The organism is Methanospirillum stamsii (genome assembly GCF_003173335.1).
GTDB lineage: Archaea > Halobacteriota > Methanomicrobia > Methanomicrobiales > Methanospirillaceae > Methanospirillum > Methanospirillum stamsii.
Map to the genome: position 1 here is coordinate 53,283 of NZ_QGMZ01000038.1, position 21,494 is coordinate 74,776.

A 21,494-nucleotide genomic window follows, 5' to 3' on the forward strand; every position below is an offset into this window, starting at 1 on the left:
ACCTCCGTAATTCCCGTTTATATCCCAATTGCAGCGAGATCTCCATCCTCGTTCATGTAGATCCAATATCCGTACCCCGGATACAGGGAGTTTGTATTGCTTTCCGGTACGTTCATTATCGTACCCTGATACCGCTGAATTGAAGAATCAAATCCAATAATGTAAATCCACTGGTCTTTTACTGAGAGCAGGGCGTTATTTGCCGGAACTGTATTCAGGCTGGTAACTCCGAAAGTGTTCCATCCCTTTACAAGTTTTCTTGTCGGTGGAATCTGTAAGGCATCCTGGGCAAAGTAGAGGTATACTGCATCTTTCTTGGTTGAATAAATCCAGACTGCATCGAGTGGATTGATAACAGTGCCTGCACTCACCGTGTTCCAGGTCTTGCTTCTTGGATTATATGTGAAAATGCTGTGACCTCCGACATCCACATGCCCGAACAGTGATTTTGCGGTATTCTGGCCGTCTACAAGCATTTTTGGAACAGAAATAAAGTTCCAACCCTGGTTCAGACTGACCTGGGCTTCAGGCGGACTTACAATACCTGCGGTTATCATGTTCTGCTTGACTGATGTCTTTGTCTGTCCGTTCCAGAGTGTTGTCATCAGGCCGACTGAATACACACCGTTCTTTGTATAGACATGTGTCGGGCTTCTTTCAGTGGAAGTAGTTCCATCACCAAAGTCCCAGTACCATGACTTTGGATTACCTGATGATTTATCTGTGAACTTGACAGTTAATGGAGTATTTCCCTGTGTCGGGATTGCGGAGAAATCAGCTGAACCTGATGATTTGGAATTGAAATTGATATTTTTCTGAACCTTCATTCCGCTGACAACAAGCTGGCTCTGGTCTCCCTCAGCTCCTGAAGCAGTCTGGAATTTGATGGTTTTTCCAATATCTGCATTGGTTACCGGAACATCAAGGTACGGTCCGTAATCAGATCCATATGAACCTGAAGAAAGGGTGGATATCTGTCCTCTGATCTGGTTATCAATCAGAGCATAGATGGTGGTCCCTGCAGGTAACGGGGATCCGTCCTGGCTGGCCCTGCCCCAGAATGAATATTTTGTCTGGGCGGAAACGGTAAAGGTAAGATCAAGTTTCTTTTGAATTGCTGCACTTTCTGTGGAGACATCTGCAGATGCGATGATGATATCTCCCTGCTTTGTTGAAAGTGTCACCTGCTGTCCGGCAGTATATGTTGCTCCGTTCCACTGGGCAGTAAAGGAGAGATATTTCCCATTGTCGCTCTGGTATACGGGAACATTCAGGTTGCTGTATTGTCCGGCACTTGTTATGGTGACCTGTCCCCTGACCTGGTTGTCAACGAGTGCAGAAATTACGGTTCCAGCACTTGCATACTGTCCGTCAAGTAATGCAGTACCACTAAAGATGTATGTTGTCTGAACTGGGTTTGTTCCAAAGGTCAGATCAAACCATCCGCCTATCTGCTGACCGACGGTGATTGTCTGTGCTGCCTGGAGGTATGAGCCACCAGAATTTATGGTAAATATGATGGTTTTTCCAACATCATTCTGATTTACCGGAATATTTAGATTTGAATAGGAACCGGTACTGGTTACGGTTACCTGTCCTCTTACCTGCGAGTCAATGGATGCCGAAATAATTGTTCCGACAGGAGCCTGCAGATTATTTACCAGAACATTTCCAGAGAGGGTGTAGGTCTGAATTGGAGTGGAATAGGGAGCACTCAGGTCAAGTTTTGCAACTCCTCCTGTTCCAACGGTTACCACCTGGTCAGCCTGGTATTCATTCAGTTTAAATGAAATTGTTTTTCCTGCATCTGCTGAACTAATCGGAATTTCAAGATATGGGCCATATGAAGAACCATATTGTCCTGATTGCTGGACGGTATATGTTCCTCTGACAATCCCATCAATTAATGCGGTAATTTTTGTTCCTACCGGAGCTGCAGATCCACCAAGCAGGGCAGATCCATAGAGCTGATATTTACCTGCTGAACTCTGGGAAGAGAAGGTGTAGAGGAAAATATTTGCAGTTCCTGTACGATAATCCTGCCATACAAGATAATTTCCGTAAATTGACGGGTTCTTCTGATCTCCCTGGTTTGTGGTAATCTGGTAGATTTTTCCGGTGATAAGGTCGATGAGGAAGATGTCGGCATTACCGTACCGGTATTCTTCCCAGACAACCAGTGGACCGGAGACATCCGGATTTACTGCCTTGAATTTTGCATCTGTTATCTGATATTCCTGGAATGTATCAAGTGTCATTGCGAAGACATCAGAAATACCGTTACGGTCATCCTCCCAGACGATTATCTTTCCACTGATACGTGGATTTCTCTGGTTATTCGGATCGTTTGTCAGCTGGTACTCCTTTTCTGCAACGATATCATACAGATAGATGTCGGCATTGCCGTTTCTCCAGTCTTCCCAAATGATGTAATTTCCTGATATGTCCGGGTTTTTCTGTTCGGCGAGATCCTTGGTTACATAATCGCTGGTACCTGAATTCAGGTCTGCCATATAAATATCAGCATTCCCTTTTCTCCAGTCTACCCAGGCAATATACCGTCCGGAAATTACCGGCTGGTTCTGGTTTGAAGTTGAAGATGAAATTGTTGCAGCTGTATCTGTCTGCAGGTCATATCCGGCAATATTGGTAATAGGATTAGATGTCGGTCCGGCCTGTTCATATACCACGATTCTTCCAGAAATGTCAGGATTACTCTGCTGAAGTTTTCCTGGATAGACCGGATACAGACTCGCAGACTCAATGTCATAAAGTCCGACAGCTGAAACCCCGGCGCTCCACTCCTCAAAAACCACTCTTCCATCACAAACCCGTGGATTTACATGATTGAGGTTACCGAACGTGATCTGCTTCTCAGATCCCCCACATGACTCTGAGGAGAAATCAAATATTGAGGTATCAACAGTAACCACATTGGAAACTGTATACTCATCCGGATTTTGTGAAACCGCCAGGATTTCAATACCGCTGCCTGTACTTTGCGGGGTGGTGAACGTGATGTCCCCCGCCTGAATTTCCTCTTCTGATACCCCTGACGGAGTAAACACAATCTCCTCTGCAGTGACCGCACCACATAGAAGAATGAGCAGAATAATTGGCACATATTTCCATATCTTCATCATTACGCCTCCCATCCGCAGGTCCTCCTGGTAGAATCAGGTGAACCGTTCACATGATATATGTGCTAATCTGTACGCTTAGCTCTATTAAATACTATCATTTCCAATCAAGGCTTCGAATATCGTCCTGACCGGAAAACAGGGCATAATTTTCATATTAATGGTTTACCTCAATATATTGGATCCGATAAATCCTTAGCGCGCTGTATTTGTTATGCCCTGTCATAATTATCTTCTATGCGCGAAAAATGATCCCTCTTATCCCCTTCTCATGCAGATGAAATACTCATATTGATGTAGAGAAAGATACCTGCAGGAGTATGTGGAGAGAATGTTCAATCTCTCCTGTGTGAAAACTGCAGAATGAGGAACATTCAGGAGTAATATATGAGTCCAAAGATTGTCGTTGGGATTTCCGGTGCCTCGGGTATGCTGTATGCAAAGCGGCTTTTATTTTACCTATCAGGAAAAGCTGAAGTCCATGTCATCATTACCCCTGTTGCTCAGGATATTGCTCGGCATGAAGGAGTAATATTTGATGAGCCGGATCTTATTCTTCACTCGCCGGATAATCTCGCATCCCCTGTAGCAAGCGGTTCTTTTCGTCATGATGGTATGGTCATTGCTCCCTGCAGTATGAAAACCCTGTCATCAGTATCCCACGGATTTACCCCAAATCTATTGACAAGAGCTGCTGATGTAACTCTCAAAGAGCGAAGACCGTGTATTCTTCTCTTGAGAGAAAATCCTCTTTCCCGGATTCACATGGAAAATATGCTAAAGGCACATGATGCCGGTGCCCTGATCATGACCGCAAGTCCTCCATTTTATCACCGTCCGAATGATATCACGGAACTTGTTGACGCAGTGGTTGCCCGGATACTTGATCACCTGAATATTGAACACACGATAGGCGGCAGATGGAGTGGTTTTACATGAGAACATTTATTGAACAAATGAGAGCGAGGGGTCTTGTAACTGACATACATGAACCTGTTTCATCACGATTTGAAGCACCAAAAATTGCCTTTAACACAGATAAACTGGTGTTTTTTCACAATCTTGACGGTAAGAAAGCGGTTATGAATCTTGTTGCAAGCAGGGAAGCGATTTCTGTAGCTCTTGATGTAACTCCGGATTCACTTGTTCCAACACTTGCAAAATGCCGGTATGACGGTAAAGTAAAGGATGCCGGAACACTTCCTCTTCGTCCGGTAAACCTTGATGAAATACCCATCATGGAAAATTATCCGGGGGAAGCAGGGAGGTACCTCAATTCAGGAGTTGTCTTTTCCAGGTACGATGGAGTTGAGAATGCATCTGTTCACCGGATGCTTAAATGCGGAAAAGACCGTCTTGTTGCACGACTGGTTGAAGGCCGACATACTCATACCCTGCATAAAAGAGCACTCGCAAATGGCGAGCGACTTCCGGTTGCCGTTGTTATCGGTATGCACCCGCTGGTGCTCTTTGCAAGCTGTAGCAGGGTTCCGGAGAATATGGAACTTTTGTACGCTGCAGAATTGCTCGGGGGTGAGATTCCTGTGTATACCCTTCCGAACGGAGTCCGGGTTCCGGAGGCAGAGATTATCCTTGAAGGGTATATCGGCACTGAAACCTCCGTTGAAGGTCCATACGTTGACATCACCCGGACCTATGATCCGGAGCGTATCCAGCCGGTCATAGAACTTACCGGGATGTATACAAAACCTGATTTTATCTACCATGGTCTTGTGAATGCCGGAGATGAGCACAAAGTACTCATGGGTTCTCCCTACGAGCCCCTTATTTACCGTTCTGTTGCCGGAGTGACCGGAGTTACGGATGTGGTTCTGACAAAAGGTGGATGCGGATACCTTCATGGTGTGGTCCAGATAAAAAAACGGACTGAAGGTGATGGAAAAAATGCTATCATGGCAGCATTTGCAGCACACACTTCTCTAAAGCATGTTGTTATCGTAGATACTGATATTAACCCGGCAAATCCTTCCGATGTAGAATTTGCCATCGCAACCAGGGTCCGGGCTGACCGGGATACCCTGATTATTCCCGGAGTCAGGGGTTCTTCTCTTGATCCTTCCCGGATCGGGGACGGTCTCAATGTGAAAATGGGTATTGATGCAACCATGGAACTTGGAAAAGAGACTGAATTTGTCCGTGCAGTTTGGGAGGACTGTTAATGTATCTGACTCCTGAAGAAGAGGCCATTTTAAATGGTGAAGAAGGAGAGACAAGGCAGCAGCTCATGGAGATCCTTGTCGGGGTCGGGAAGGTATTCGGTGCAGATGAAATGGTTCCTGTCAGGAGTGCACAGGTTTCAGGTGCCTCTTACAAGACAATCGGAGAATGGGGTCTTGAATGGCTTAGGGGACTACATGCAAGGGCGAGTGTCCCTGCGGTGTTAAATCCGGTGGGAATGGATAGGATCCGATGGGAAGAGATGAAAATTGAGCCGGAGTTTGCCAAAAAACAACTGGAAGTTATTCGTTCATATGAGGCACTTGGCATCAGGCTTGAATGTACCTGCACTCCTTATTACCTGTATATCACCGAATATGGGGATCATCTCGCCTGGTCTGAATCGTCGGCAGTAAGTTATGCAAATTCGGTCATCGGGGCTAGAACAAACCGTGAGGGCGGACCTTCAGCCCTTGCAGCTGCAATTATTGGTAAAACACCAAAATATGGTCTTCACCTGGTAGAAAACCGAAACCCGCAGCTCCATATCAGGGTCCTTGATGAACCGGATAATCCTGATGCATCATGGTACGGGGCTCTCGGATTTCTTGCGGGAAAGATATCAGGGAACCGGATACCCCTGTTCTCTGGGATTCGTCCAGGACGTGACCAGCTTAAAAACCTCGGGGCTGCGATGGCAGCTACCGGAGCAGTTGCTCTCTATCATGTGCAGGGAATCACTCCCGAGGCCAGGGTCTTCAATTATGCATCTGCGGGACTTGAAGAATTTGTCATCGAGGCAAAAGAAGTTGAAAAGTTATTCATCAATGAAATCCCCGATGCTGTAGCAATTGGTTGTCCGCACTGCTCTCCTGAAGAACTGGATTATATAGCCGGGCTTTTGGAGGGTTGCATGGTAAAAAGACCATTATACATCTTTTCTTCACGTGATGTCATAAATAGACAATCTGATAGCGTTCGGAAAATTGAACAATCCGGCGCCAGGGTATATGCTGATACCTGTATGGTGGTATCGCCAGCTCTTGAACGGTATGGAAAAATTATGGTAAATAGTGGAAAGGCTCTTTCATATGTTCCTACGATGTGCGGGGCCGGGGCGGTAATCGGAACTACCAAAGCGTGTATTGATGCAGCCTGTACTCCCTGATCATCTTCCTTTTTTATTGACAGGATAGTTTAACGTAGTAGTATCCTGATACTGAGAAGCAGCTGATGCCTGAACCCGGTGAGTCATATTACGAAGTTCTGAACGTAAAAAGAGATGCATCTCCTGAAGATATCACGGCATCTTACCGAAAACTGGCAAAGGTTCTACACCCTGATGTGTGTGGCAGCCCTGAAGCTGAAGAACTTTTTAAGGTAGTAAACGAAGCATACCAGGTTTTAAAAGATCCAAAAAAAAGGGAAGCATATGATCTCTCCCTCCTTGAGGCTGATGAGTCAGATTATGGGAGATATTACACTGGCGACAGGAGATATCGCGATCCCAGAACCTGGTATTATTCACACATCCATCAGTCATATCGTCCTCCAAAAGATCCGTATGGGACCGGATATACGAAAAGCGAGGTAAAAAAATCTAACATTCCCCGGATTTTACAGGTTGTCCTTTTTTATGTCACCCTTTTTATGGCCATCATCATTCTTGTCCAGCTCTTTGTAATGCCGTGGATGGGCGGTCTTACAGCCAGGGATGCCAGGAGTATGTTTGAAGAAGGAAACCGGTGGATGAATGAAGAGGAATATCAGAAGGCTATCGAGAGTTTCGGGAATGCAGTCGAGAAACTCCCTGGCTTTGCTGAAGGATGGCGTGCTAAAGGGCTTGCGGAACTAAAAAAGGCGGATGAACTTGCTGAAAGGGGAATGAATTCTCAGGCAGAGTTATATTACCGTTCTGCGGAAAAGTCCCTGGAAACAGCATATCCATCATTCCAGGAAGATATCCCGCTTCTTTTAGGACTTTCATATTCACTTCAGGCTCTTGACAAACCTGAAGAAGCGGTATATTATCTGAAAAAGGCACAGGATGTGGAGCCGGAAAATTCTGAAATCAGGATTAACCTGGATAAGGCAATCCGTAGGAATGTAATGCAGTAATCTTCCTTTTGAATATTAATCGTTGTAAATCTGAATAATCAATATTATGGCTGATATTTCACCCCGAATGCAGAGTTATTATGACCGGCTCAATTCCGGTCTGGCACAGGTCATGGAGACTGCACAGGCATGCCGGAAAACCGGAATAGATCCTGAAACCACCGTGGAAATTCCCATCGCAAATGATCTAGCAGACCGGGTTGAGGCGCAGGTGGGGATTAAGGGAGTAGCCCAGATGATCCGTGAACTGGAGGCGGTCATGTCCAGAGAGGAAGCCAGTCTGCACATTGGTGACTATTTTGCCGAACGAAAGTATGGAGAAACCAATAATGAGGAGATCCTGGACCATGCTATCCGGACAGCCATGGCACTGCTCACTGAAGGTGTCGTTTCTGCTCCGATAGAAGGAATTGCCAAGGTTGCTGTAAAGAAAAACGACGATGGGACTGATTACCTTGCAATTTATTATGCCGGTCCTATTCGGAGTGCAGGAGGAACGGCTCAGGCACTCTCGGTTCTTGTCGGTGATTATGTCCGGAGAATCCTTGGCCTCTCCCGGTATATGCCGAGAGAGGAAGAGATTGAACGGTATCTCGAGGAGATTAGGCAGTACAATTCCATCATGAGTCTACAGTATCTCCCGTCTGAATACGAGATACGTCTTATTATTAGCAACTGTCCGGTCTGCATTGATGGTGAGCCCACTGAAAAAGAAGAGGTATCAGGACACCGGAACCTCGAACGGGTTGAGACCAATACTGTCCGGGGTGGGATGGCCCTTGTTATTGCCGAAGGTCTAGCCCTGAAAGCTCCAAAAGTGCTGAAAAATGTCAAAAAGATGAAGATGGACGGGTGGGACTGGCTCGAGGAGATGATCCAGCATACCGCCGGAGGCTCTTCATCTGAAGAAAAAGAGGTTGGAATTCATCCTAAGGATAAGTTCCTCAGGGATCTCATCGGGGGAAGACCGGTCTTTTCATACCCGATGAGGGAAGGGGGTTTCAGGCTGGTATACGGGCGGTCACGAAACACCGGTCTTGCAGCAGCTGGTCTCCATCCTGCAACTCTTCATATCCTCGGGGATTTTCTTGCTGTCGGAACCCAGATGAAGATTGAGCGTCCGGGAAAAGCTGCAGGAATCTCACCGGTTGACAGTATCCAGGGACCAACGGTCAGACTCATCAATGGAGATGTGGTCAGGGTTCGTGATGCAAAACAGGCCAGGGAATTATCCCCCCAAGTGAGTTACATCATTGATGTTGGTGAGATTCTCATCAGTTATGGAGAATTCATGGAGAATAACCATGTTCTTGTTCCTTCTGCATACTGTCAGTCATGGTGGCGGCTTGAAGGCGGCACAACCTCCCCTGCTGATGAAAATGAGGCCATTGCCCAGTGTGAAGCAGGACTCTATCTTCATCCTGAATTCCTGTATCTCTGGGATGACCTTTCATGTACGAAGGTAAGAGAACTGGCTGATTTTATCCATGAAAATGGTAGCATTCAGGATGAAGTGCTCATTCTCCCGTATGATGCCCGGATTAAAGAACTCCTTGAACAGGTTTTGTGTGAGCACCAGGTCAGGGATGAGAAGATTAGGATCAAGCCTTTTCGAATATTTATCCGCTGCCTTGGTCTTGATGACACTCTTTCCTTAATTTCTGTCTGGGAGGGTGAACTCCCTGAAAACTCCCTTGACCTGGCGATCTTTCTTTCCGGTATGAAGATGAGATCAAAGGCAGGAACCCGGATTGGGGGCCGGATGGGAAGACCGGGAAAGTCTAAGCCCCGTGAAATGAAACCGGCACCTCATCTTCTCTTTCCGGTCGGAGAAGCAGGTGGTTCAAGACGCTCGGTGCAGGAAGCTGGAAAAACCACGTACAAGGCAAATACCGACGGAGGGTACCTCCAACTTGAGATGGGAGTCAGAAGATGTCCTTCATGCGGCACAGAAGGGTATACAAACGTATGCATCTGCGGGACTCACACAATTCCGGTTCTTTCCTGTCCCCGGTGTAATATTGAAGTTCAGGGCCTTATCTGCCCACAATGTGGGATGGAACCGGTTTCAGTACGGGAATATACCGTAAACATAAAACAACTCTTTCAGAAGGCGGTTTCTGATCTTGGTATCCGGGAACGGGATCTCGAACTCGTAAAAGGAGTAAAAGGTCTTGTTTCCAGAAATAAACCGGTTGAACCGATTGAGAAAGGAGTTCTCAGATCACTCCATAAACTCTTTGTTTTTAAAGATGGCACCATCCGGTTTGATATCATTGACATGCCTCTGACTCATTTCAGACCACGGGAAGTGGGGGTTAGTGTTGAGCGGCTGAGGGAACTTTGGTATGAAAAGGATATTTATGGAGTTCCCCTGGAAAATCCAGACCAGATCCTGGAGCTTCCACCCCAGGATATCCTGGTTCCTGAGGGTTGTGCGGATTACCTCTTTTCATGCACGAAATACCTGGATGACCTTCTTGAAAAGGTATATGGTCAGCCTCCGTTTTATCGCCTGGAAAAAAGAACCGATCTTGTTGGCCATCTGGTTATCGGTCTTGCTCCGCATACCAGTGCAGGTGTTCTGGCACGTATTGTAGGATTTTCAAAGGCAAATGTCGGATATGGCCATCCGTTCTTTCATGCTGCAAAACGAAGGAACTGTTTTCACGGTGACACTCTCATCGAGGTATACGAGGACGGAATCCTAAAAGAAATTCCGATAAAGCGTTTCGTCCTGGAACACCTGGATCTTTCACAGGCAGGAGTGGACTCTATCGGGACATTTTATGCTGACCCTGTTCGTCCTGCCCATGTCAGAAGTGTTGACACCGGAGGTATTCCGCATCTGCGGAAGGTTACATCGGTATCAGTACACAAGGCTCCTGCAAATCTTATCAGGTTTGAAACCGGACGGGGAAAGACGCTTGATGTTACACCAGACCATGCCATGCTGGTCTGGGATATTACCTACCTTCGTAAGATAAGAGCTCTTGAGCTCTCCGTCGGTGACGCAGTTCCGGTTTTTGAAGGAGGAGTGATAATCAGTGATAGGATTATTTCCATTGATTATATTCCCTGCCCTGACGAGCGGGTATACTGTCTCACGGTTGACCAGGACCATAATGTTCTGGCAAACGGAATCTTCACCGGACAGTGTGATGGTGATGAAGACTGTGTCATGCTGCTTCTTGACGGCCTGCTGAACTTTTCTCGTTCTTTTCTTCCGGTGACCAGGGGCGGTTCCATGGATGCACCACTGGTCCTGACCAGCCGGATTGATCCGAATGAGATTGATAAAGAGAGCCATAACCTGGATGTGTGTGCAACGTATCCTCTGGAACTCTATGAGACTGCACTCCGGTATGGCAATGCAAAGGATGTCGAGGCTCTTATCGACCGGGTGGAACGCCGTCTTGGAACTTCAGCACAGATAGAAGGATTCTTTTTCACTCATGATACATCAGACATCTCAGCCGGACCACTTGAGACGATGTATACTCAGCTTCAGTCAATGCTTGATAAACTGGACTGTGAACTTTCCCTGGCAAAGAAGATCCGGGCGGTTGATGAGCATGATGTAGCTGAGCGTGTCCTGAAAACGCATTTTATCCGGGACTTGCAGGGTAATCTCTCTGCATTTTCCAAGCAGAAATTCAGATGCACAAAGTGTAACACCAGTTACCGAAGGATGCCTCTTGCCGGAAAATGCAAATGTGGGGGGAACATTATCCCAACCGTCCACGAGGGATCGGTAAAAAAATACCTGCAGATGTCAAAACAGATCTGTGAAGAGTATCATATCTCCGAGTACACCCGTCAGCGGATAGAAGTAATTGACATGAATATTGAGTCAACGTTTGGTGAAGAAAAAGTTGAACAGATGGGTCTTGCGGATTTCATGTAAGGTTTTTTATTCAAACCGGAATCCGCCCTTTGGCACCCTGAGTACAAATCTGGCACCAGACCCATATTCACCGGTTTCAGTGATTGAAATTCCGGTTATAGACAGGATCTCTTTTACCAGGATGAGACCGATTCCGGTTTTTCCTTCCAGCATTGATGAAAAGATCTCGTCTTTATGTTCAGGTGAAATGCCGATCCCGTTATCTTCATAGATAAGAAGCAGGTCATCACCATCATGTTCAGTTCTTATTCTGACCGTGGTGACATTACCTCCATGAACCTGTGAGTTTTCAACCAGGTGCTGGAATACTTTTTCCAGAAATGGATCAGCATAGATAGAGAGATTGTCTACCATTATCTCCCGGGTTATTCCGCTCATGCTGATGTGAGAGATGGCATAAATGAACGCCTCCTCCACGTTCTGCCAGATGGCCGGTTTCATTCCGAGATCCTGGTAATTCTTCATAAAGAGCACCAGACGGTCAATAGATCTGACTGCGTTTTTACTTCGTTCCAAAAAGGTATCTGCTTCTGTGCCCCTGATAATCTCTGAAACAAAGTCCAGATATCCCCGGAGAATGAAAAGCTGGTTGTTCATGGTGGTCCGGGTGATATAATTGAAGAGATTTATCTTCTCAGTTGCTTTATGAAGTGCTTTCTGGTCCCGGATTCGTTCGGTTATATCCCGTATCGCAGCAACGAACACCTGTCTGTCATGCCACATAAAGTATCTTCCGACAATCTCAACCGGAAAAGTACTTTTATCTTTTTTCACATGATTTCTGACAGGTATGGAGAATAATTCACCTGATGTTCTCCGGATAATCTCTTCTTTTGCAGAATCAATACAAAAGTCAGAAAATTTCATGGAGAGTAGTTCATCATGGGTATACCCGTGGATTTCCGAAGCAGCAGTATTTGCTTCAAGAATTTCCCTGCTCTCGTCATCAATGAGAAAGATTGCTTCCTGGCCGAGTTCAAACAGGCTGTAATACTTCTGTCTGCTCTCTTCTATCGCTTGTTTTGCAGCTTTCTGTTCTGAAATGTCCACTGAAAGTCCGATAACTCCAATAATTTCTCCATGTTCTCCGGTGACAGCAACCTTGCGGGTTGAGTGAGAGACACGGATACCAGGTCTTACCTCAACCTCCTCTTCAGCAATGAAGAGAGGTTCATTTGAATTAATAACAGCCTGATCATTTTTCATGTACTCTTGTGCAAGTTCAGGAGGAAAGAGATCCAGGTCTGTTTTCCCGATAAAGTCCTGGAGAGGGACTCCTGCCGTGTCAAGGAGTTGTTGGTTTGCTATCTGGTATTTTCCCTGTTTGTCTTTGAAGAAAACATAGCCCGGAAGTGTGTTAATAAAAACATTCATGAGTTTTTCGGTCTTTCTTCGCTGGTGCATCAGGTATAACAGCATCACCAGAGAACCGCTGAGAATGATGATGATGATTACTGCGGATACTAATTCCCGATAATACATCTCAATGATATCCGGCTTCCTGTTGATGAGTGTACTATCCGGCGGAAGGTTTTCCTCGGGAATATTAAACCGTTTCAACACTTGTGCATCAAAGACATAACTCGTCGAATCGTTGAGATTTACCGGGATATTATCTGCAGGAGTTCCATTGAGTATTTGCAGAACCATTCTTGCAGCAAGTACTCCCTGATACTTTGCTGACAGAATACTACCGCCGATAGTCCCTTTCCCACTGTTGAAATCATAGAGGTTGAATACCGGGACTGGACTGACTTCTGCCAGTTTTTCAGCAAAACTGCTGATATCTGAAACTTTTCCTTCAGCATCGCGTGACCAGTTTCCGATAAGGATCAGTGAATAAGGAGGCAGGTTTTTCATCTGGTCATAGAGTTCTTCAGTGGAAATGTTTCCTACATCGTGGTAGGTGATATCTGAAGGTACTTTTTTTGTTGCTTCGTGAATTGTCCGGCTGATTTCCCTCCCGCTCTCGGTATCCTCATTTACAATCCAAATATCCCGGGTTTCCGGAAACATGGAGATCATCGCCTTTAGTGTTGCCTCAGGGTTTATTGAGGTGACAATTCCGGTGACATTTCTATAGGTGTAGGGATGGAGCTCTTCATATCCGTTCAGCCCGGTAAATATAATCGGAACATCCGGGAACAGAGAATCACGTCTTTTTAAAATAAAATCAAGTGCTGCATCGTCTGAAATAACAATGACACGAACCTGCTGATCGCCATATTTATAAAAAAGGAGTCGTTCCTGAAGGGCTAGTGATTCATTTGTCTGGTAGTATTTCCAGTCCAGATATTCGATGGCTATTCTCCCTTTTGTTCCGGGATCACCCATGGTTTCAAGGAATCCATTGGTGATATCACTGCTCCAGAGGTATGTGGGATGGTACGAGTGAATAAATAAGATAACCGGAGTTTTGTTGGTTTGTTCAGCACCTGTTATGATATTTCCGGACAGAATGGCCAGGAAAAATACGCATATGAGAGAAATATTGTATAATGACCCGTATCTGCCCATATATAATGGAATATTACTTCTTGGTTAGAAGTAACTTTTGTTCCGGAGAGAGATTTTACTGATGTCTGCATCCGGATGTTGCCTGTTTAAATGATGAAAGCTTCGGTATTATCTCATTTAATAAGATTTCTGCGAGATGTCTGGGGCTATTGAGGAACCTAGAAATAGGATCCAATCAAAACTGTATATGTCAGCTTGGTGTGGATTTTCTTCCATACCTTCTCTTCTTCTTTGTGTGCGGGGATAGCCAAGTGGTCAAAGGCGAACGCCTCAAGAGCGTTTCTCGTAGGAGTTCAAGGGTTCGACTCCCTTTCCCCGCATATAAATAGTAAATTCGGTTCGTCGTCAACTTTTTAATAATCCAGGGAAGGATTCAATTAGAGTTTTCTCAACAGATGCTGGTTTATCTCCTGGATGGAAGTCGGTAGGTACCTAACCTGCATGAAACAACGAAGAGTCTTCTGATTCTAGAAATTCATAATAACCGGTAGAATTCGATTCAATGACGAAAAAAAAGGAGTTAGGGAATCACCGGGGTGCCGTAATTCTGGATTTTCTCCTGCATTTCAAGACTTAATGGTTTGACCAGTTCTGCATTATATGAACCACTCGGCAAGTACGGGAGCGTACTATTGAATATCTCCATCGCTGCAACTCCGTACGAGCGTGATTGTGCTGCAATCGTTCCCTCTTTCACTGCAGGATCAACGTTGGTGGTAAATATCGAGATCGTATTGTCGCTGTTTCTGACAATGTCAAATGTCCGGAACTGCTGAGGGAAGTCTCGCAATGATGAGGTCTCCACCTCCCAGAAACCAAGTTCCGGGTGATCGGGATCTGGTGATACCTGGGGAGTGATGGTATTGAAATGGCGATGCCCTGCTATCCACAGGATAAGATTCGGGTATTCATGGAGTTTGTCAAGGAGCTGCTGCTCAGATATCTCAGCTACCGAGCTCCATGCCATATATTCATCAAGCGACGAACCACTGCCCTCCACTCCGACCGGTATGTGTGCAGCAATGATCATGAGTTTTCCATCTGCCTGACCCTGATCTAATTCACTGACCAGCCAGTCAAACTGCTTTTGATCAAGGGAACCATGCCCGTATCCCCCAGCATCAGCATCGGTTGCAGGCTGTGTGTCGTCGAGAACAATGACTTTGATCGGCATATCAGGCGTCGGTTCGAAGGAATAGTAAGCGATTCCAGCTTCAGCATCAGACCGGTTAAATCCGTGGCCCATCGGATGAGAAGTAGTATTGAAAAATTCACCCATCCATTCAGATACCGAGAGAACCCGCCGGTCCGGATCTGCAGCCAGCACTTTCGGAGGTGTTCTGAAGTCGGAAACATTTCCTACGCCGATGATTTCTCCATATACCGTCCGTCCATCGATAGACCCCATATAAAGCCCACGGCTCTTAATACCGCTGGGATCGGTGAAAATATTTCCCATGTTGAGGATATATTCCCCGGTATAGTTCGTTTTCAGGTAATCATCAGGCGGATTCGTCCCTATCCAGTTATGATCGTGATTTCCCAGAACCTGATACCATGGAATTGATGTATTCAGCCCTGCTGCTTTGTATTCATCCTGATAATCATTGAGAGGGCCGGGAACCGGATCATCCTTCACTCCGGAATCAGGGTTGATCGTCTTCCCGTCGAGAACATCGATATACCACCGGATTTCATTATATTGCTCATTGTTTGCTGCATCACCGAGACTGATCCCGAAATCAAAGGGTTCTTCCTTGTGAAGAGCGTTTATCGTCTGAACGGCAGCATCGAGAACCTGAGTAGTAGAGAGCATCACCGGTGAATACCCTGAAGACTCACCACCCATATAGCCATAATAAATCGCCTGGGCCGGGGTTTCTTCGTCTATTATATGAATGTCCGTCATGTCAAAGAAACGCAGAAGTTTTCCAGAATTAGTGCCCGTAGTGTTGTTATATAACGGTGATAAAAGGTCAAGCCTTTTTTCATACCCGAGTCCATCACCATACTCCCAGTTCCCATATCCATTATTTGAATAGAGAGAAACCTCATACGGAAGAATAGCAGGTGATGTTGAAGGCACGGCAACAGGAAGAACAGTACGGTCAAGGGTAGTTACTACCTTGGAATCTATTGGATAGGCTCCCACTGCCACAGTTATTAGTAATACTGCAATGAGTATTCCAATTGTAAATCCAGGTTTCACAAATCTATAAGGCACATTCATTACTTACATCTATGTTTTCCTTTGTAATTTATTCGATATCACGGTCAGGAAGGAAGACCGGTGTAAATCGTTAATTGATATGAGATTTCACAAGGAACCCAGTTCCATCAGTCATGAAGGATGACCAATAAGGTACCATCTATGCCATGTTTCTGATCACATGGCTCCCGGTCTGCCTTGACTGCAGCTAAACCGGAGATGATCTGAAGCTTGCCCATTTATACGGTGATCTCCATGACCCGGGCACTCTGACTCTGTTCTGCCCGTTTATTGAGAACAGCGAGGCATCCCTGATATTGACGAGGTTTTCCTCTACGGTCTCATCCTCGGAATGACCACCGGGAAGGCCCGGGCAACTGACAATAAAACGCCATCTTCGGTCTCTTCTTCGATGATAATTTTTCAATTCATACGAAAATAATGAAGGGTTGAGACTTAATTGGTTCCGCATACCAGGGGCTTTGCGATCAGTTTATGTGGGTGTGTGGTGGCATTATCATGCGAAACAAGCGATGTCGATCATCTCGCTAATGTGTCTTTATTTTGTTTAAATACCCACATAACGATCGCTTTGAACCTTTGGCCAAAGTTTCCTTTCCCCACATGAATATTTTCTTATCCTGGTAAAAATCTGATAATCTAGATTTATTTCATTCTATTCTGGAAAATGAATGTATTTCTGACCCAAAAAAGGAGGCTAAATCTTGTTTTCTTATCGGTTCGGAAAGCCTCGATCACCGTCTCACCCACCATATGAATAGGGAAGAATCTCCTGGCACCATAGCGGCCTTCTATATGTCACACATTTGCAAGTAATTTTGCGTTTTGGGTTCAATTTTCTGCCGGTTTATCCGAGCCTGAATTAAGGAGATAAATTCCGGCAAATTGAAGGTTGAATTAAAAATAAGGCTCATCTTATTCAATTCAGGTTCCATTCTACTCCCTGAGTATAAAGGTCCGGGGAATAATTCCTAAATATCGATAAAATGGATTTAATTCTGGTTTTGATATCTTTACGGTAAAAGGGGATCTGCATTTACAATTGTCATCAGATTATGAATGAAATCATGAGGGCATACCAAAGTCCGGTTGCTATTATCCTGGAACAGACTAGTATCATGAAAGGAGGGTTTTGCTCAATTTACGATATATTTCTCTGATTGATGATAGTACTCTGAAACCCTTTTCCGTGATAATATAATCCCCACGCTCATGTCGTTGGATGATCATTCCCGCTTCCTGCAACTTTTTGATATGAAACAGGAGATTTCCTCCGCGAAGTTTTGTCAGGTGCGAGAGATCAGAGAATGTTCTGGTTTCAGAGGATACTGCCTGAAGAATCTGAAACCGGATAGGACTTGCAATTGGTTCTACAATCTCTGACACTATCTTTTCATCCGGGTAATCAGTGACCGGAACCGGACAATCCTGTCCATGCAGGATCCCAAGAGATTGCATCAGGTCAATCTGCTTTTCAAACAGTCGATTGACTTCCTGGAAACAGGTGTCACATTTTTCGTATGGGCCCTTCTTTCTCATCTCTTTCAATTGAGTTTTATAGTCCTCTACGATCTCGTCAGTTATTTTTCCTTCTTTGATATGATTTGATGTGGCAGTGAGGAAATCAAGGAAGATCTTGAAACAGGTATCATGCATGACACAGTCATGAATCATCCGGGATGAGAGACAATCATGAGCCTGTTCAATATGGTTTTTTGAAATGAGGGCTGCGTATTCATTTTTCAGCCCGGATACTATTGACTGGATGTGAACCTGGTTTGTCCGTTCAATAAACCGATGTAATTCACCTCGCATCTGTTGCATTTCATCCATGAGAGAATCAAGGGTAGGGGATTTATCTGCAGTTTTTTCCATGAAAAATACTGAACAGGTATTGAGTGGATGATAATATAACTCTTTGAGTTAGAGGAATGCACCTGCTTACAAAAAGGTTATTGTAATGACGCTCAAGTATATTTATTCAACCGATGATGATCCTATAGGTGAGATGAATGCCCACATGGAAATGTACCGGAACTCAAGTAACTAAAGAAAAAGCTGAGGAATCAATTTCTCATCTGAAGAATGCCTGCTTTGGATGCAGTACTCATAGTAACGATTGTTCGATTGCAAAAGCCGTTGGAGATATTACTTCAATGATCAAGGAGAGTGAATGATCCATGTCATCAGTAAAAGAACAAATCCATGCCCAGATAACCGGAGCCCTGGCCGGAGTAACTTTCCCCATTGACACACCGGAACAATTAATTAATGCTTTTCCTGCCGGTGCAGATACCACCTGCCAGGCAGGGGATCTGAAAATGACTGCCGGAGAGGCCGGAAAACTTCTGAAATCAGTTGATTTTCCGTTTCAGAGTGCAAAACAGGTCGCAGACATAATTGTGGATCGTGCCGGCCTGTAGAATTTCCCAATTTCTTTCTTATTTTTTCGTTCGATTATCCGGGATTCATACTGGTTTTACCCGATATGACTCCAATCTAGTATTTCACCTTTTTGGATTGTTTTCCCAATCCTGATGAATGTGAGCTGAGTTGATGGTTTTTCCTTTATCCAGTTCTTTCCTTTTGTTATCGAGATTCATTTCCCCATAACATGGATGATGACCTGTTGTACGGGAAATTCATTGCTATATGCAAGTCCTTTTGCTCTTATTACTTAGTTGAAGTTCATATTAGCCTGCAGACAGGAGAGGCGGATGGGGAAATTATGTGTCCAGGGCAGGGTAGAAAATCTATGATCATGTTCTTCATGAAGATGGTGATCGGTATTCTCTCCGGCAGAAGGCTGAACAGAATTTCCGGCACGGGATAGTGGATATCACCAGGATGACGAAGATCACGTATCCGACCAGAAGGCCTAGGTCTGTGATACTGAGGCTTGCCTCATATTCAAACCCGGAGAACAGGATACAGGTCTGCGAGACGCGGTTTACGGGAGATAGGCATCGGTCCGGGAGCTGATCCGCGATGAGCCAAGTTATTACCTGCCATTTCCGGATAGAGAATCAAACGGGCTTCGCCCGGTGGGTTGGGTGGGTGATACCGTTAGAGGGGGTGTTGAAGGGACATCTCTATCCCTCGATAGTCCGGGCCCCTGACTTATTACGGTCCGGAAGTTCGGGGAATGTGTCCGGCGTACCGGTCCCTGTGCCCGGAATCCTGCCTGCTGTGCCGGAAGCGTGATAGAGGGTTCTATGGCTGAAGGAAGCGAATCCGGGCAAAGGCAACAAACCGGGTGATGAGTCACCGGAGCAGCCAGGCGGAGTCTACCGGGAGAACCGGGAGTTTATCCTGAAAAGACGGAAGGAGGTCCCCGGCTATGGGGGATAATCCCTCTCCTTTCATCGTCCGGGAGATTCCGTGGAATCAGTACGAGTACTGCGGGAGGATGATCGTCAGGGATGGTCACCTGGTGATATTCATCGACGGGACTGGGAGGTTCGAGGTCCCGGTTCCGAAGGTGCAGTACGTTCTGATGGGTCTCGGGCCGGTCCGGGTGAAGGGTCTGCATGGACCGGCAGGGAAGATGAGGTTGTCAGAGACCGGGAAGGGGATTTGGATAAGGATTCAGGGAAGTGAGTATGTGACCCCGGTAGAACGGGTGAGGAAGGTGATCAGCGGGGAGCACCGGAAGGCAGCGGTTTTTAGGTGGTGAGAGAAGTTCCATTATTGAAGATAAAAATAAAATTAACATTTATTTTTTGAATAAGTGTCCATCATTCAATGTTAATAGGCATAGAATCAACATAACTAAATAATCTTATGTAATCAATATTCTCAAAATCATCGATCATTTGATTACTTTTAATTTTTTCCAGATTTAATTGATAAAATGTTATCAATTCGTTAGAGTATCCATTATTTGGATACTTTAATTGATATTCTTTCAATAAATCAATATTCTTTTGTATCAATTGAATTATTTTTTCCCTAGCTTTAATCTTCATTATATTAAATCGATTTTCCAATTTGACTAAATTTTCATCCGTTTCATCAGGTTTTAAAAGAATTATCTTATTTATTTCGCTAAATATTTGGAACTCATTGCAAAATTGAAATAATTGTGAATAAATTTCATATTCTGGTATTGTATATTCATTGTTTATGGTTACGAATTTTTTATAATAGTTTGTAATCTTAAATGATAGCATATATTTCCAAAATTCACGATTATTTTCAATTAATAATGGTAAAATTTTAGGAACATTGGCGATATAGACTTTAAATCCAAACTCTGTAAATATACCCTTGTGATAAAGAGGAATCAAATATACATATTGAATTTTAGAGTAGTCTGACATTTTTTTGAAAATTTCTAATAACTCTAACTCCGTATGACAAGGATCATTGACAGAATATGCAATAATAATGCTTTTAAAAGGAAATTCAATTATCAGGTCTTTAGGATAAAAAACCTGGATTCCGCTTTCATTGACCGATTTAAGTAGGCCTTTAATTTCTTGGATTATTTCTTTTCTTTCTGCTTTCTCTTTTTGCTCTAAATATTTTAAAACACTCTTTTTTTGCCCGTGGTTATTTATTTGATACCCTAATAAGAGTCGGAAATTGTGAAAACTTTGGATTTCATCTTGTACAATTAAATAATCATTGAAATAGTCAGGTTTTTCTGAATAAACAAGTTCAAAAAAATTGTGCATTTGAAATAAATTTGCTTCAGCATCTTGAAAATTATGGAATCCTAATCTTATATTTTGTTTAGAATTAATCCCATAATATTGAAAAAGGAAATTTCTATATGAAGAGATGTATGAATTCATTTTCTCATTGTTTTGTAATTTCTCTTTAATTCGGTCAGAGAAATTTATACCAATCCTCTCCCATCTATCAATATCTATTAAAGGAGTATTTTTTAATTGAGTTAATAGATTTTCTAATAATTCTTTTATTGAATCGGGTACTAAATCTTGATTAAATTGAAATTTACGAATCAGTATGTTTGAAATTTCATTATTGAATTGAATAATAGTTCTCCTTAAAGTAGACCAACTCTTAATATATTCGAAATAAGTATCAGGATAGAATTCTCCTTCTACAATCTGGGTCCAAATAACATTGAATTCTTTATCAGAAGGGTACGGAAAATTCGTTGCTGGAATATTTTTTTCAGTTTCATCATAACTGATAAAATAATTCAAAGAGGATATCCATGATCCTTTAGAGTGATAATTTGTACAAAATGGTATAGCAGAGCGAAAGTGGTTTAATCGGTTCATAGTTTGTGTATGGTTATCATCAAAAGAGTCTGTATTTACAAAAAATTTAATGAATAATTGAAAGTCTTCGATTTTTAATTCAATGCAATTGTCAATGGCGGCTTAGTTTTCCCCAATCTCGGCGGGATCAAATTCCCCAGTTAGGGCGG

14 protein-coding genes and 1 tRNA gene are annotated in these 21,494 nt (G+C 44.1%); 9 read left to right on the forward strand and 6 right to left on the reverse strand.

Features of this window, described 5'->3' with window-relative positions:
- Nucleotides 1-17: 17 nt before the first annotated feature.
- On the reverse strand, nt 18-3,155 hold the full coding sequence (locus DLD82_RS14450; protein WP_109941831.1) for a PKD domain-containing protein: 3,138 nt from the start codon (nt 3,153-3,155) through the stop codon (nt 18-20).
- 372 nt (nt 3,156-3,527) lie between these two features.
- Between DLD82_RS14450 and DLD82_RS14455 the strand changes: the two genes are divergently transcribed.
- From DLD82_RS14455 to DLD82_RS14475, 5 genes are all read left to right on the forward strand, one after another.
- A complete protein-coding gene (locus DLD82_RS14455) occupies nt 3,528-4,079 on the forward strand; it encodes a UbiX family flavin prenyltransferase (protein ID WP_109941832.1) in 552 nt (183 codons plus the stop codon).
- Nucleotides 4,076-5,320, forward strand: coding sequence for a UbiD family decarboxylase (locus tag DLD82_RS14460; RefSeq protein WP_109941849.1), 1,245 nt, complete (start codon nt 4,076-4,078; stop codon nt 5,318-5,320). The genes DLD82_RS14455 and DLD82_RS14460 overlap by 4 nt, the downstream gene beginning before the upstream one ends.
- Entirely contained in the window at nt 5,320-6,486 is a 1,167-nt protein-coding gene (locus DLD82_RS14465; RefSeq protein ID WP_109941833.1) for an aconitase X, read from the forward strand. The genes DLD82_RS14460 and DLD82_RS14465 overlap by 1 nt, the downstream gene beginning before the upstream one ends.
- A 65-nt stretch (nt 6,487-6,551) precedes the next feature.
- Nucleotides 6,552-7,436 carry a tetratricopeptide repeat protein gene (locus DLD82_RS14470; protein ID WP_109941834.1) on the forward strand — a complete coding sequence of 295 codons (885 nt, stop codon included), beginning with the start codon at nt 6,552-6,554 and terminating at the stop codon, nt 7,434-7,436.
- 46 nt (nt 7,437-7,482) lie between these two features.
- On the forward strand, nt 7,483-11,343 hold the full coding sequence (locus DLD82_RS14475; protein ID WP_109941835.1) for a DNA-directed DNA polymerase II large subunit: 3,861 nt from the start codon (nt 7,483-7,485) through the stop codon (nt 11,341-11,343).
- Between the two features lie 6 nt (nt 11,344-11,349).
- On the opposite strand, the gene DLD82_RS14480 is transcribed toward DLD82_RS14475, so the two are convergent.
- A complete protein-coding gene (locus DLD82_RS14480; protein ID WP_109941836.1) occupies nt 11,350-13,860 on the reverse strand; it encodes an ABC transporter substrate binding protein in 2,511 nt (836 codons plus the stop codon).
- A gap of 237 nt (nt 13,861-14,097) precedes the next feature.
- Between DLD82_RS14480 and DLD82_RS14485 the strand changes: the two genes are divergently transcribed.
- A tRNA-Leu gene (locus tag DLD82_RS14485) sits at nt 14,098-14,180 on the forward strand.
- A gap of 200 nt (nt 14,181-14,380) precedes the next feature.
- Here DLD82_RS14485 and DLD82_RS14490 read toward each other — a convergent pair.
- Together DLD82_RS14490 and DLD82_RS14500 are read right to left on the reverse strand one after the other, a co-directional pair.
- Nucleotides 14,381-16,069, reverse strand: coding sequence for a TIGR03768 family metallophosphoesterase (locus DLD82_RS14490; protein ID WP_245920462.1), 1,689 nt, complete (start codon nt 16,067-16,069; stop codon nt 14,381-14,383).
- Nucleotides 16,070-17,206: 1,137 nt separating this feature from the next.
- Nucleotides 17,207-17,965, reverse strand: coding sequence for a winged helix-turn-helix domain-containing protein (locus tag DLD82_RS14500; protein ID WP_109941838.1), 759 nt, complete (start codon nt 17,963-17,965; stop codon nt 17,207-17,209).
- Nucleotides 17,966-18,102: 137 nt separating this feature from the next.
- Between DLD82_RS14500 and DLD82_RS18705 the strand changes: the two genes are divergently transcribed.
- Both DLD82_RS18705 and DLD82_RS14505 read left to right on the forward strand, forming a co-directional pair.
- Complete coding sequence (locus tag DLD82_RS18705) at nt 18,103-18,267, forward strand: hypothetical protein (protein ID WP_181391458.1); 165 nt, start codon at nt 18,103-18,105, stop codon at nt 18,265-18,267.
- Between the two features lie 3 nt (nt 18,268-18,270).
- Nucleotides 18,271-18,513 carry an MTH865 family protein gene (locus tag DLD82_RS14505; RefSeq protein ID WP_109941839.1) on the forward strand — a complete coding sequence of 81 codons (243 nt, stop codon included), beginning with the start codon at nt 18,271-18,273 and terminating at the stop codon, nt 18,511-18,513.
- Nucleotides 18,514-19,091: 578 nt separating this feature from the next.
- On the opposite strand, the gene DLD82_RS14510 is transcribed toward DLD82_RS14505, so the two are convergent.
- Nucleotides 19,092-19,358 (reverse strand): hypothetical protein, encoded by a 267-nt coding sequence (locus DLD82_RS14510; protein ID WP_109941840.1) that lies wholly within the window; start codon nt 19,356-19,358, stop codon nt 19,092-19,094.
- Between the two features lie 72 nt (nt 19,359-19,430).
- Between DLD82_RS14510 and DLD82_RS14515 the strand changes: the two genes are divergently transcribed.
- Nucleotides 19,431-19,766 (forward strand): hypothetical protein, encoded by a 336-nt coding sequence (locus DLD82_RS14515; RefSeq protein ID WP_146199821.1) that lies wholly within the window; start codon nt 19,431-19,433, stop codon nt 19,764-19,766.
- Nucleotides 19,767-19,827: 61 nt separating this feature from the next.
- Here the strand turns inward: DLD82_RS14515 and DLD82_RS14520 are convergent, their stop codons facing one another.
- The gene (locus DLD82_RS14520) at nt 19,828-21,267 is read right to left on the reverse strand and encodes a hypothetical protein (protein ID WP_109941842.1); all 1,440 of its coding nucleotides are present in this window, start codon (nt 21,265-21,267) and stop codon (nt 19,828-19,830) included.
- Nucleotides 21,268-21,494 lie beyond the last annotated feature (227 nt).

Excerpts from the sequence above, each read along its gene's own strand:
- DLD82_RS14450 (WP_109941831.1), bottom strand. The coding sequence starts at position 3,155 with ATGGGAGGCGTAATGATGAAGATATGGAAATATGTGCCAATTATTCTG.
- DLD82_RS14455 (WP_109941832.1), top strand. The coding sequence starts at position 3,528 with ATGAGTCCAAAGATTGTCGTTGGGATTTCCGGTGCCTCGGGTATGCTG.
- DLD82_RS14460 (WP_109941849.1), top strand. The coding sequence starts at position 4,076 with ATGAGAACATTTATTGAACAAATGAGAGCGAGGGGTCTTGTAACTGAC.
- DLD82_RS14465 (WP_109941833.1), top strand. The coding sequence starts at position 5,320 with ATGTATCTGACTCCTGAAGAAGAGGCCATTTTAAATGGTGAAGAAGGA.
- DLD82_RS14470 (WP_109941834.1), top strand. The coding sequence starts at position 6,552 with ATGCCTGAACCCGGTGAGTCATATTACGAAGTTCTGAACGTAAAAAGA.
- DLD82_RS14475 (WP_109941835.1), top strand. The coding sequence starts at position 7,483 with ATGGCTGATATTTCACCCCGAATGCAGAGTTATTATGACCGGCTCAAT.
- DLD82_RS14480 (WP_109941836.1), bottom strand. The coding sequence starts at position 13,860 with ATGGGCAGATACGGGTCATTATACAATATTTCTCTCATATGCGTATTT.
- DLD82_RS14500 (WP_109941838.1), bottom strand. The coding sequence starts at position 17,965 with ATGGAAAAAACTGCAGATAAATCCCCTACCCTTGATTCTCTCATGGAT.
- DLD82_RS18705 (WP_181391458.1), top strand. The coding sequence starts at position 18,103 with ATGCCCACATGGAAATGTACCGGAACTCAAGTAACTAAAGAAAAAGCT.
- DLD82_RS14505 (WP_109941839.1), top strand. The coding sequence starts at position 18,271 with ATGTCATCAGTAAAAGAACAAATCCATGCCCAGATAACCGGAGCCCTG.
- DLD82_RS14515 (WP_146199821.1), top strand. The coding sequence starts at position 19,431 with ATGGGGGATAATCCCTCTCCTTTCATCGTCCGGGAGATTCCGTGGAAT.